Here is a 15,203-nt window from a genome sequence, read left to right on the forward strand (position 1 = left end):
CATCATGAAAAAATTAGTATACCTATTATTGTTTTTACCAATTCTATGCTTTGGACAAGATTACGGATATTTAGTTGAGTCAAAAATTACAGGTTATTATCATGGTAATGTCGGATATTTGAATATTTTATCCGACGTTGGTGATAAAGGCCATGTAGGTTCGGTGGCTAATGGATCAACGCAAGGAAGAGTTACCTATGATTATTTTCAATTCCAAAATAATTTTACTAAAATAAACCTACATTTTAAATCTATTGCAATTGCAATGCTAGAATTTCCAGACTGTCGTATAGAAATAAATAAAGAAACAACAATTACTGATTTTACTAAAAATAGTTGGTATTTAGGTGGATGTAATTTTGAGTTTTCTGTTTATCCAATTCATATTGATAAACCTGCGGAGAGTACAATATGCATAACCGATAAAATAACATTAAGGACAGGCTACCATTGGCAATACAATAATGATCCTAATTCTCTTGATTCAGAATGGAAGGATTTTGATGCTACGTTTCAGGAAAAACAAGAAATAAGTTTTTCCCCACTTGAAATTCTAGGGGTTAATAACAAAAACTTTGTCGGACCTATAAAATTTAGGACGGGCTATAATGGTAAATTTACCAATATAGAAACTTATAACATTATTACTTGCTCTCCAGAACTTTTGGATTTTAAAACAACCCAACCTAAATGTTCTGCTTCATCAGATGGAGGGTTTCAAATGATATTAAAATCAAATCTAACTGCTGGTAAAAAATTAGTTACAAGTTTGTTTTTTCAATCAGATTCAACTATTGTACCAAATATCTATTCGCTTTATGACCAAGACAGTACCAATGACTTAGTTGATAATAAGAACAATACATATACTTATAATTGGCCACTAAGCAAAGCCATACCCTCCGGCACATACAAAGTACGATACCAAGCTATTGATACCACCGCAATAGATCCAACTTGGGATAGCTTAGAGGGAACTGAAGATGGTTTTACCATAGAAAATATCGAACCGGTACTATTCTCAGCAACAAATAGTAAACATGTTTCCTGTTATGGCGGCAATGACGGCCAGATTACAATAACTGCCAGTGGCGGTACGGGCAGTTATCAGTATCAATTAGATGGCGGTACTTTGACGTCATTTACAACTGGAGAAACCCCAACTATTAGTGGGTTTTCGGCGGGGAAACACAATATCAAAGTACGTGATGGAAATAACTGTATCGGCCATACAGCAGCTAACAATGAATCCGTTGATGTTACTATTGATCAACCTTCAACAGCATTAACAATAAGTCAAGTCATACCTTTGGACCCTTTACAGCACAATAGCAAAGACGGCTCTATAAAATTTGACCTCACCGGCGGTACAATAGACTACACCCCAGTTTTGAAAAATGGGACCATTGTTGTACCAACTACAGTTACAAAAACGGTAACGAATACTGTTCATCATTTTGAATTATCTGGCATTGGAGCAGGATCCTATACCCTTGAAGCAACTGATGCTAATGGTTGTGTTATCATTCCGCAATCTATATCTTTAAACAACCCCGCTCTATTAGAAGTAAGTATAAACCAAAAACAAGCCATTGCCTGCTATGGAGAAAAAGGCGCACTAGAAGCCAATCCAAATGGAGGTCCTTCCGGAACTGACTATACGTATCAATGGTATGCAGTAATTGGAGGAGTGGATACCGAATTGACCTCAAAAACATCGAAAATTTTAGAAAACATTCCAGCAGGTATCTACAAAGTAGCAGTAACAGATGATAATAAAATCACTCAGTTGTCTGCCAACTTTCCTTTATTTCAACCCTTAGCACCATTAACTATTAGTACCACAACTACAGACATATCTTGTTACGGTGGTAATAATGGCGCTATAGTGACCACCGTTACTGGCGGAACGGCACCTTATACATACAAATGGAACGATCTTACGACAACAGGAACAAAAGATAGAGCTATGCTCCAAGCAGGAACATATAACCTACTAGTAACTGATGATCATGGTTGTACTACTACTGAGGAAATAATTTTTAAAAATCCACCAATAGATCCGCTGTCAATAACTACAAACAATATTCAACCGCTTACCGTTCCTGGCGATAGCACTGGAGCAATAGCAACCACAGCACAAGGAGGAACAGCACCTTATACTTACAGCTGGATAAAAGATACGGATGTTACCGTCTATAGTACAGATAAAGACATCACAAATCTTACAAAGGGCCGATATGCGCTAACAGCTAAAGATAAAAACGGTTGTACTGTTACCTCAACCTTTGACCTAATTGACCCACAACTGCTCGAAGTAGCTATACAGGAACAAGCTATAACTTGTTATAATGCTTCAAACGGTACCTTGACAGCTACCGGTGCAGGTGGAACTCCATTTGCATCTGAACCCTACACCTATGAATGGTTTAAAGAAACCGGCGGCGTATATGCAACAATAGGACAAAAAAATCGTACCGCCACAGGGCTTTCTGCTGGAACGTATAAAGTAATCATTAAAGATTTTTATGACATTACAGCCCAGTCTATACTCACAATCAGCGAACCTGCTCCATTAGTTGTCACCTATACCCAAGCAAATGTACTATGCAAAGCAGCGGCGAATGGAGAACTCAAAATTATTGCCTCAGGAGGTACACCGCCATATACTTATGCACTAACTGATAGCAACGGACTGACTAAAGGAAATACTACTACCATAAACGGATTAGCAGGGGGTACCTATACATTACAAGTGACAGACCATAATAACTGTGAAAATGTAAAAACTATAGTGATTACTGAACCTGCTAATACCCTTGCAATCAGTATTAACGGTCAAAAAAATCCTAGCGCATATTTGGCTACAGACGGTCAAGCCACCGCAATTGTGCAAGGAGGCACAGCCCCTTACAGTTATCAATGGAAAGACTCTTTGGGCAAGATCGTTGGATCTACCGCAACTGTGACAGGAATTAGCGACGGTCAATACACCCTAACAGTAACCGACGCTAATTATAACTTAACTACAATAAATACGGGTTGTACAGCCAGTACGACAATTAAACTAATTGCCCCACCCGTATTGACTGTGGCGATTGGTATCGAAAATACTATTTCCTGTTTTAATGATAACGATGGTATTTTAAAGGCAACTGGAAACGGTGGTATCCCGCCCTACACCTATTCCTGGTATATAAAAGATGGTTCAAACAGCTATATGCCAATGACTTTCACACAACCTAGCATTACAAATGTAGCTGCTGGAACTTATATAGTACAAATTACCGATGCCAACAGCATAACACGAAGCTCTGAAGAGCTACTGTTGGCAGCACCAAACAAACTACAAATTGAAACTGTAAATACGACCGATGCCCTTTGTTACAACACCGCTACCGGAGGCATAAGCATAAATGTTACAGGCGGAACTCTTCCATATACTTACGCATGGAGCAATAATAAAATAACAGCAAACAATACCGATATTTCGGCTGGGTTTTACAACATAACCGTTACCGATGCCCACCTGTGCAAAGTAGTATTAAACAATATAGAAGTCAAACAACCATTGGCGCCACTAAGTATAGCAACTGTTGATAACAAAATGCTTTCTGGATTTGAAACAGCAGATGGCTCAGTAAGTGTGATCGCAACTGGAGGAACTAGTCCTTATTCTTACCAATGGACAAAAACCGGTTCTGATGTAGTAATTGCTACAAGTAACAGTGCTCAGGGATTAAATGCAGGTTCTTATCAACTAACCATTTTAGACAAAAACAGCTGTTCATTTGTACAAAATTTCCTTGTTGAACAACCAGAAAAGCTTCAACTTACAATTGAACAAACGGCATTTAATTTATGCTATAACGATACTAATGGAATACTACATGCGAATGTTACAGGTGGGGTAAAACCATATCAATACAACTGGTACGCAATTGCCAACCCTACTCTTAATTTAGGCAGTGAACTTGACTTAAAAGATAGAGAAACAGGAACCTATGGCCTCACGATTACGGATGCTAACAACATTAAAGCGACTTCACAGCTCACCATTATACAACCCACCCAACTAACGGTTGTTCCAACTATTACAAATGTATTGTGTTATGGCGCTAAAACCGGAAGTATTACATTAACCGTATCGGGTGGTAGCGGAGATTACACCTATTCTTGGGGCCCTCAAAAAACAACATCATTTTTAAACAACTTATACAAAGGTACTTATACCGTTACCGTTACAGACAAAAACAATTGTAGTTCAACTAACAGTTACGTCATTGATGAACCTGCACAACCACTACAAATAAGTAATTACGCCCTAACAAAACCACTAGGTTATGGACTGTCTGACGGCTCAATTACAGTAACTCCCATTGGTGGATCAAATAAATATAACTATGCCTGGTATGATAGCTCAAACTCTGCTTTGACGCAAACAACGGCTACGGTTGTTGGCATTCCTGCAGGCACTTATAAATTAATATTAACAGATACAAATAATTGTACAGTTGAGCAACTTTTTATAGTAGATGAAATACCTGAAATACAACTAACAATTACCGAAACACCTATTGCATGTAAAGGTGGAAATGGCACTTTAAATGCAAACGCAACTGGAGGTTACCTTGCAACAGCTGCTCAATATGATTATAAATGGTACAACAGTGCCGGTGTAAAAATGGAATCCATCGCTAGTTTTACTACGAAAGCAGGCAGCTACTATCTAATTGTAACAGATAGCAATGGCATCAGTAAACGAAAAGATTTTACTTTAAGCGAGCCTCCTTTATTACAGATTACAAATGCAACCTTAACAAATGTTTTATGTTATGGAGAACGCACAGGAGCTATTGAACTTACAGTATCTGGTGGAACTGGTAATTATACGTACTCTTGGTCAAATAGCATAAACACTCCAAACATTACCGCTTTATCCGCAGGTATATATACCGTTACTATCACTGATGAAAACGGTTGTACAATAGAGCAAAGCTACAATATCACTGAACCGCCAATATATGATTTTACAGCTATCAGCTTGACACGTCCTTCAGGAACACAATCTAACGGAACAATTACCATCAAGATAAAAGGAGGAGTGGCGCCATATAGTTATAGATGGACAAATGACAACGGCCTAATAGTTACTCAAGAAACGGCAACATCAAGCACAAGTAATATTGCTAACAATTTACCTGCTGGTATTTATACCATTGCTGTAACTGATGCTTTGGGCTGTATCTTGAAAAACACATATAACCTCGCAAATCCGGGAGAACTGATTGCAAACATTGTATTGAAAAACCCAGTAAGCTGTTACGGAAATAGCAGCGCCCAAATTGAGGCAATAACCGTAGGAGGTGTAGGCGGAAATGTTTTTACCTGGTACAATGCAATCACAAACACAAAAATAGGTACAAATAATGTTTTACTTACTAATGTAGCACCAGGGTCTTATTACCTCATCGTTAATAATGCAGATGGTATTTCTGAAAAAAGCGAAACATTAATCGTTACCCAACCACAGGCAGTAGCAGTTACTTACATAATGAATAATGTAAGTTGTTTCGAAAAAAATGACGGAGCAATTACATTAACAGCTACAGGCGGAACCTCAACTTATGAGTATCGAATGAAAATAGACAACAATCCTTATGGAGCTTGGACATCATTTTTAACAACAAATACAACAACCTTTACTAACCTACCGAAAGGCAGGTACCAAATTCAAGTACGTGATGGAAATCAATGTTCTTACAACGAAAATAATTCTTTGAAAACCATTGTTATTGACATTACTCAGCCTAGTGTATTAACCATAGTTTCCAACACTACAACTCAGGCTACAGGTTTTGGTCTTTCTAACGGTTCGGTTACCTTAGCTATAAATGGAGGAACACTTCCATACAATTATGTGTGGTTTGATGCTAAGGGAGTCTCACAAAATTCGGTAACAAATAGTTTGAAAAATGTTACTGCTGGAGTGTATACTGTTACTGTAACTGATGCACAAAACTGTACTATTTCTAATACATACACTATAAGTCAACCACCGCTACTAGTAGTAACGGTTAGTGCCCAAAACAATATTCTTTGTTACAACGACAAGAACGGAAGCCTAAGAGCTAACGCTACTGGAGGAGCTCCTTCTACAGCTTCAGCTCCCTATCTTTATGCTTGGTATAAACAAGAAGAAACTAATCCAGTAGGCAATCAAATCCATTTAGATCATATTGGTACTGGCTCTTATTATGTAATTGTAACAGACAAAAACGGAAACACAACTCAAAGTGAGACTTATCAATTACAGCAACCGCAACAATTAACAGCAACACTAAGCGACACCTACACTTATTGTGGAACGGAAAATGACTGGACTATTATAACAAACATACAAGGAGGAACTTCACCTTACAAATACAGTTGGAATACGGGTGAAACCACTCCAAATCTTACCAATGTAAAACCAGGAAACTATCTTGTATTTATTACAGATATTAACGGTTGTAAAATCATGCAAACCTACACTATTGCTTTGCCAAAAGTACTTGATTTGAAAGCGGTAGTAACACAGTTGAATTGTAGCGATGCTTGCAATGCAAAAATTGATTTAATACCAACAGGAGGCATAGCACCGTACAGCATCAATTGGAACACTGGTAAAAACACGACTTCAATAAGCAATCTTTGTTCAGGTACTTACACGGCAACTGTAAAAGATCAAAAAGGATGCGAAGTTCAAGTACGTTATGAAATTACAAATCCAAGTCCGATTGTTGTGAACTTGGGTAGTAATAAAACACTGTGCAACAATCAATTTCAAAATTTAGACATTACAATTCCAGATGCTGCAGCAACATACCAGTGGACTTCAACAAATGGTTTTATAAATAGCACCCCAAAAGTAACCTTGACTGATGCTGGTGTTTATACGGCCAAAGTAACCAATAGTCAAGGATGTACGGGCACGGGCAGTATCGAGATCTTTAAAACCAATGCTGGTATTAATTCTCAATTCTTACTTACGTCACAAGCGTTTGCCAATGAAGAAATAATTTTGGTAAACACCAGCAACCCCATAAGCGCGACAGTAGAATGGATTTTACCGAGAGGTGCTGAAATCGTTAAAAAAACGAACGAAACCATTACAATTAAGTTTGTTCAAGCAGGTGCGTATCAGGTAACATTGCGCTCGTTTCTAGGAGAATGTCAGCAAGATTACACTAAACCTATTATTGTTGAAGAAGCAAGGTTACTACCTGATATTGGTGACGCAACGACTCCTTTTATCATTGATTTTGTACCGCATCCTAATCCTACAACTGGAGCGTTTACTGTAGATATAAAATTACAAGAACCAGCCGCCATTTCGTTACGTCTTTACAGCTTGAACTCTGGACAACCAATAAATGACAAACAAGTTAATAATGCAAATGTGTATAGCGTAGATTACAATGTGAATTTACCCGCTGGAATCTACTTTTTATTGCTAGAAACTCCAAAAGGAAATGAAATTCGAAAAATTATAATTAAATAATGAGAGCAGTTAAAAACACATGTAGTAGTCGGCAGGGCTTTATTAGTATAAAGAATATTGCGAATCACTATTTAAAACAACCAGCTATGAATTATGGCAAAAGAAAAAATAGGCGATCTGTGCTGGATTCTTTTAAAATGATGGGTACTGCCTTGACGTGTTTACTTGGCATAACACTCTTTATGTCTAGCTGTACAAAAGAACAGGCAGTACCTATTACTATTGATTTTAGTATTGAGGTAGTAAATAATGATTACTCGGTACCCGTCCTAGTGAAAATTACCAATAAAACAGTTGGCGCAGACACCTATGATTGGTTCTTTGAAGGTGCTGAGACAACCAGTTCTACCAAACAAAATCCAGGAACCGCTGTCTACACAAAAAAAGGCAACTACATTATAAAATTAACAGCGAAGAACCGCGATGGAATTGTTGAAACTAAAGAAATAACAATTGCTATAAACGATAAAATAGCAACCGGTTTTACCACCGCTATAGTCAAAGATACTTTTTCTCCTATGGAAGTCGCATTTACGAATACCACAACAGGAGCAAGTTCATACAAATGGACTTTTGAAAATGGTACTCCTGCAACATCCAATAGTCAAAACCCAACAAACGTTATCTTCACTGAACCTGGAGATCACACCATAACATTAGAAGTAAGTAACGGCAAGGAAACCTACCAACTGCAAAAAACAGTTACTGTAGCACCTTATTTAGCAGCCGCATTTGAGTACCAATTGGCATTCGAAGATGATGATTTACAAGCGCCACTAAGCTTAACTATGACTAATAATAGCGTGAGTGCCACTAGTTATACTTGGACTTGCATAGGAGGAAATCCATCAGTGAGCACAGCAACAAACCCTAAAATTACCTTTGCAACAGCAGGAACCTATACACTAAAACTTGAGGCTACTAATGGTAAAGAAACTAAAACTGCAACCAAAATCATAATAGTACTATCGAACACAAATTTAAGAACTTTTAGTAATGTGAAGCTAGGAATCAACACCGCACATAGCTCGAATGCTACAGCTGCTTTTTTCTCTACAACAACACGTGAGCTGTACAACAGTCAAGAAGTAAATAATTCTAACGGGCCTTTGATCGATATCGCTTTTTACGGACTTAGTGCTGCTTTTTCTTTCAACAAATTTATTGCACCCGATCAAGTACAGACTTTAAGCTTTAACGCAATCCCCAACGCCACACATACTCAGTTTATCAATAGTCAAGAATCCTGTAATTGTTCAAGCTCTTTATCTGTAGCACAATTTGATGCAATGACTACTGATGCCGCATTGTCCAATTTAACAATTAGCGAAACAGCTGGAGGATTACAAGATTTTGACAATAGCATAGTACCACGTATCGTGCTATTTAAAACTCAAGATGGGCGAAAAGGAGCAATAAAAATTAAAAGCTTTATTGCCAATGGCGCAAATTCTTATATTGTTGTTGATATAAAAGTGATGAAAGAGTAAGTAGATTGTAGTAGGCAGGCTTCAGTTTGGAATGAATATTAGACAAAAATTCTAATTTATGTATAAAGAATTAATGGCATATCAAAAGGCAATAAAGTTAGCCATGCAAGTATTTGAAGTGTCCAAAGCATTTCCTAAAGAAGAACGTTATTCGCTAACCGATCAAATAAGGAGAAGTTCCCGATCTGTTTGTGCTAATATTGCCGAAGGATACAGAAAACGATTGTATGAAAAACATTTTATTGCCAAATTATCTGATGCAGATATAGAAAATAGTGAGAGCACCGTTTGTCCAGATTTTGCAGTTGGTTGCAACAACCTAACAAAAAACACACATCAAGAACTACTTGCCTTCACCGTAGAAACAGGCAAGCTATTAGGATATAGGATTCAAAATCCTGAAAAATTTAGTAAAAAATGAAAAAAATACTCCAAACTATAATCAACACATTGCAACTCGTAAACTGCATACTACATACTGCATACCGCATACTGAACAACCTAAACCGAACACTGAAAACTGAAAACTGCAACCCGAACACCGAACACTGCAAACTGCATACTGCAAACTGCATACTGCATCCTGCCTACTGCCTACTGCTCACAGTATTCTTATCATTACTAACCTTCCAGCAGGCATCTGCCCAAATTTACCCTATTCAAGTAAATCCGCAGTTAATACCGCCATATAGCTTAAAACTATCTGATTATCAAACCACCAGCTCCGAAAAACTATTTGTCAATATCCTATTGACAGACACACAAGAAATAGGCCGACGCGTGCGACTTAAAATGCGCATCGAAGGCAATGGTTATAACATTCAAAATACAGATGTTGTTGCAGGAGCAACACCAATCTATTTGGATGGAGGAATTAATCAACGGCTATCAAACTTGGATTTACGTCCTTATTTTGAACTCAATAACCTTTTGGGAATAGCACCCCAACAATATACACAACCCTTACCTAGTGGTAGGTATGATTTCTGTTTTGAAGTATATGACTTCTTCTCTGGGCAACTGTTGTCGCGCAAAAGTTGCTTCTCAGTTTATTTAATTCTTAACGACCCTCCTATTCTTAACCTGCCTTTTCGTGGCGACTTAGTAACAGCCAAAAATCCACAAAATGTAATTTTCAGCTGGACACCTCGCCACCTCAACGCCACAGGAGTTCAATATGAATTTACGCTAAAAGAATTATGGGATACTACCATAGATCCGCAAGCAGCATTTTTGAGCAGCCCACCACTTTATCAAACTACAACATACACCAGTACCCTACTTTATGGCCCAGCAGACATTCCGCTTTTAGAAGGAAAAAAATACGCTTGGCAAGTACGAGCCATCGTAAGTGACGGGATCAGCGAAACCTCGGTTTTTAAAAACAATGGCTGTAGCGAAATCTTTAATTTTACGTACCAGGGCAATTGCGAAGTGCCGAAATTTGTTATGTCTGAAGCACAAAACACGCAAACGGTTCAAATTACTTGGTTGTATTCAGATCATATTAGATACCAAATCCAGTATCGTAAAAAAGGCTATGGCGACGCAGATTGGTTTAATTTATATGCTTACAATCAACAAAGTACTATTCATAATCTTGAAGCTGCAACTACCTATGAATTTAGAGTAGGTGGTGAGTGTACACCCGAAGGCGGTTTTGCCTTCTCTGGCAAACAAGAGTTTACTACACCTACCGAAAATGAAACTGCTTATTACAACTGTGGTATAATGCCGCAGATAAAAATAAAGAACAACACTCCTCTTCCTAGTTTAAAAAAAGGAGAAACTTTTACCGCCGGTGACTTTCCTGTTGTAACTGCAGAAGTAAATGGTAGTGGTGGCAACTATTCAGGTTGGGGATACATAACCCTTCCCTTTTTAGAAAAATTAAATAAGGTAATTGATATTGCTAACAAAGTAAGTGACGGTGCTGTAAACGTTGGGAAATACACTAGAATAAAAGTAGAATTTAAAAGTATTCAAATCAATACCGATTACGAACTAACCCAAGGTATAGTAGAAACAAGCTACGATCCAAAATGGAAAGGGATCCTTGATACCGATGCAATCATTGAAGACTTAGCAGGCCTAAACGGAGAAATAACCACTTTTGACGCTACCAAAGTAGAGTTACAAGGCGTAAAAGTTGTTGATGGTCAAGTAGTTTTAATCAAGGAAAACGGCACCCAAACCACTATTGACAGCAAACTACCAGTAGTAATAGTCGATAAAAGCGGTAAAACCTTTACCGTAAACGAGCAAGGACAAGTTACCGAAGGACAAGCAGCAGATGGTGGCGCACCTAATAGAAGCAACACCACAGGTGTAGACAACGCAGGCAATGTGAACTTGATATCATCTAAGGATGTAGAAGTACTATTTGAACCAGGCAACGGCAAATATACCTTTGACACCAACCCCAATCAAGACAAAAGCCTATCGACTAATGCCGCTCATAATAGCACTTACGAAACCATTAAAAAAGCCGATGGCAGCAATTATTATGTGCACTACAAAGCGGTATCTGATGCTCCTTTTAAAGAAGATGAAATAAATGCTAAAGTTTCTTTTTCGAATGGAAAAACAAAAGAGAACCTTGTCTTTAAAACACAAAACGGAAATGCAGTAGCACCTACATGGTCTGGTAATGTAGCGACATTTAAGCTAACCAAACAATTTGACTACGCCAAGGATGCTATTATAGCCACTGTAAAACCAGCCGACTCTACAGCCAAGTACGAAATAGCTGGTAAAATAGACCTATGGCATCTTACCCCTAAGAAAGTCAATGTAGTGCTTGTGAGTATCAATGATGCGCCAATTCCTAGCGATGCAGCAACAAAACTCAATGAAATATACAATAAAGCAGGAGTCAGTTTCAATGTAAGTACCATTAAGAAAAAGATTACCAACACTTGGGGTACTACTATAGTAACAGGAGATAGTGACGCGTTAAATACGTACACCAATGGGCAGCAACTTGTGACCCAAGCGGTAATAAATGCATTGGGTAGCGAGTATAAAACCGATACCTATTACATGCTTTACACTAATGAGAAAGCTAGTAATAGTGATGCTGGATTTATGCCCCTGTTGAGACAGTTTGGGTTTGTGTTTAATGGAGCCAACCGCACGTTAGCACATGAATTAGGTCATGGTGTATTTGGCTTGAAGCACCCGTTTACTAAGGATGCTGACCAACGCAAAACCAACTTGCTAATGGATTATGGTGGAGGTGAACTCTTGAGCCATAACGATTGGGAGATGATATATGCGCCAGGCTTGCAGTTGTACCAGTTTACGCAAGGGAGTAGTGCGGGGGCTTTGGCTGAAAAAAAATGGGTGGCTCCTGATTTTAAGACTGTTTTTTTTGTTAATGATGCGAAGAGCATTTGTAGTAATTCTACTTACCCAAAAGGTACTGTTGGAGGAGTTTCTTTAAATGGTAAATGTTATACTGCCAAATTTGAGAATGACATTTTTAAAGGCTTTTTTAACGGATCGGATTCTTTACCTGGCTATATTGATAAAACATCAGAAATAAAATCATCGGACATAGTCAATCTCTATGTACACAAAACAGTTTGTGGCCCAAACCCAACTTACCAATTAGAATGGAATTATGTTAAGGAAAACAAAGAAAATATAAATTACGATGATAAACAAAGTCTAGAGAATTGGACCTGTTCAACAAAAGGAGATTTCGATTCTGAGTTTTTTACTATTTCAAATTCAGAATTACCTCCAGGCGTAAAAACTGTAAGCGCTACCGAAATCGATTCAGAAACAATTCAAAAAGCAGTAACAAATTTAAATGCATTAATTGCCAAAAACAATAACAGTTACGCTTACAGTACAGAAATGAGTAATAATGAGTTAGGGCATATTTATAATAACGACAGAATATTAAGCGATGAGGCAATAAAATTAGATCATCGATTAGTTTACCTCTCGGATTACTCAAAAACACTAAATAAACCAGTTAATATCTATATTTTATATCAAGATGTAAATATACTTATGACAGGTAATTGGAACGAATACGCAAAAAAGGTTTTTGAAAAGAGTAACCTTAAGGATGCTATAGGAGGAGGAGTGCTAATTACAGTTCCCATTTTGTCAGTTCGAAGTGAAGTAGGCAATAGTGTCTTTGGTGCAACTTATAATATGCCTGGTTTATATGCTTCAGGTGTTAGTATAGCTACAGATAAAATAATTAAACAAAACGCTGTAGATCATTATAAAAACAATTTTTATTATGTAGGAATTGAGGATAATCAGGTTTTAAATTTCATCCAAGATGTATATACACAAACTTATAAACCGTACGTAATATATTACGGCTACAAAGCAGCAGATGGTAGTATACCGTTGCCAAGAAAGTTTAAAAATGAAGACAGTAAATATTTACCAGGTAATAATTTTGTTAAAAGTATTATTTTAAACAAGAATAAATACTATGACTTAGTAGAAGCTTTAACAGAACCTAAAAAAAGATTAGTTATTGGTCGAGGAATTGTAGCTAATGAACTTTATGAAACCCAGCTTTTAGATTATGAAATAAGAAGAGCTGATTATATAAGCCAAGGGGCTTTGCGTAGTAACGCAGATTTAGTTCCCGTTGATAATTCAATAAACTTTAAAGAAAGTCAATTAGACGATAAAACAGTATGTAATTATGTAAAAGAATACGCCTATCAAGGTGGTTTTGACAATTGGATATCAGATTTAAGAGTGTATTATGGAGGTACTGATGACGAGCTTCCTATTTATAAATTTGACCAGACATACAACAAAGATAAGTTAAGCACTATAGACCCTTTAGTTTATGGAGCTATTGATGTAGCCTCCTTTGCAGCTAGTTTTGTTGCTGCCGACGCCGTGCCCGAAAGTTTTGGTTTAGCTTATGCCGTTTGGCGTAATGACATAACAAACACAGCCCTGTACACGGGGTCAATCGTGGCTCCTTTCTTGGCAAGTGGCGAGTTACGATTAGGGCAAACTGCAATGAGAAAAATAGGAAAAGATGCTAAAATATTTTACAACGGTCTATCCTATGGTTTATCTCAAGACGGAAAATTAACACTTAACACTAACTCTTTTGTAAAAGGAAGAATGTTAGAATTTTTTAAATTGTCAGATAATGCGATTACTAATGTAGAATTAGATGTATTCATTAGGACATTTAAAGAAGGAAAAGTAACAAATCAACAATTAAAAACTATCCTTTCTGAAGTTGATGAAGCAAAGAGAGTATTGTTAATTAAGAATGTAAAAGTAACTTCAGAGTTAGTATCAAAATTAACAGGAATAACAAAAAAACTTCACGAACGTCTCTATTCTGGAGGAATAAACTTTAAAGAAGAAGGTAATATAATCAAATATTTTACCAAAGATGGAAAGGAAGAAATTGCTAAAATAGAAAATGGAATCTTTAAAGTATCCAAGACAAAACCAAATATCCCCCCTCCATCAAAATATTTAGATGCAGAATATATTACAAGACATCTAAATAAATTTGAAACAGAGGGTGCCGGTTTTATAGCTGTGAAGAGTTGGACTGAAACAGGGAGATTCCCTGCACTTCCAGCGCGAAAATTTGTAGGTTTAAGAAGTGAAATGGATGCAATTATTCTGAAATACGAAAAAACAGGAGATTGGAAAGTCCTAAGAGACGAATTAAATTTAGGAGCTGCTACGGATTTATCAAAAGAAGAAATTTACTATATTAAAATTAACGGTAATGATTCGAGATTTAAATTTGATATACATACCGGAAATGAAGCTGGCGCAATTCCAGGCGAATGGGTATTTGGAGGAGCTACAAAAAACGGTATAAATGAAGCAGCTCTTGTGGGCTGTGAAACTTGTATTCATAACAATCAAATGGACAATGTAATTGATTTCTTTGGCAAAAATAATACTAAGAAAATTAAAACCTTAGAAATCATCGATTCAGGTATAGAAACCTTTTTTACAAAAATTAAAAACGAGTTCCCTAAGTTAGACGAACTATTAAAAGGAAATGATGCATTAAAAAAATCAATTTATAAAGATTTTGAAAAAGCAGAAAACACAGTATTAAAAGTTTTAGAAAACGAAGAAACATTTAAAGTGTATCAACAATATAAAGCGATCGACAAAGACGCAATTATTTGTAACTAAAC

General features: G+C 37.0%; 4 protein-coding genes. All 4 read left to right on the plus strand.

Annotated features, from left to right (window positions below; all coding sequences use genetic code 11):
- Positions 1-4: 4 nt before the first annotated feature.
- The 4 genes from LB076_RS01020 to LB076_RS01035 all read left to right on the plus strand — a co-directional run bounded on the left by LB076_RS01020 (position 5) and on the right by LB076_RS01035 (position 15,201).
- Entirely contained in the window at positions 5-7,543 is a 7,539-nt protein-coding gene (locus LB076_RS01020; protein ID WP_066336100.1) for a T9SS type A sorting domain-containing protein, read from the plus strand.
- Positions 7,544-7,629: 86 nt separating this feature from the next.
- Positions 7,630-9,033, plus strand: a complete 1,404-nt coding sequence (locus LB076_RS01025) for a PKD domain-containing protein (protein ID WP_232505664.1) — start codon at positions 7,630-7,632, stop codon at positions 9,031-9,033.
- Between the two features lie 58 nt (positions 9,034-9,091).
- Positions 9,092-9,454, plus strand: a complete 363-nt coding sequence (locus tag LB076_RS01030; protein WP_066336098.1) for a four helix bundle protein — start codon at positions 9,092-9,094, stop codon at positions 9,452-9,454.
- The gene (locus tag LB076_RS01035) at positions 9,451-15,201 is read left to right on the plus strand and encodes a hypothetical protein (RefSeq protein WP_066336097.1); all 5,751 of its coding nucleotides are present in this window, start codon (positions 9,451-9,453) and stop codon (positions 15,199-15,201) included. The genes LB076_RS01030 and LB076_RS01035 overlap by 4 nt, the downstream gene beginning before the upstream one ends.
- The last annotated feature ends 2 nt before the right edge of the window (positions 15,202-15,203 follow it).

The sequence above is a fragment of the Flavobacterium crassostreae genome, assembly GCF_001831475.1.
GTDB classification, from domain to species: domain Bacteria; phylum Bacteroidota; class Bacteroidia; order Flavobacteriales; family Flavobacteriaceae; genus Flavobacterium; species Flavobacterium crassostreae.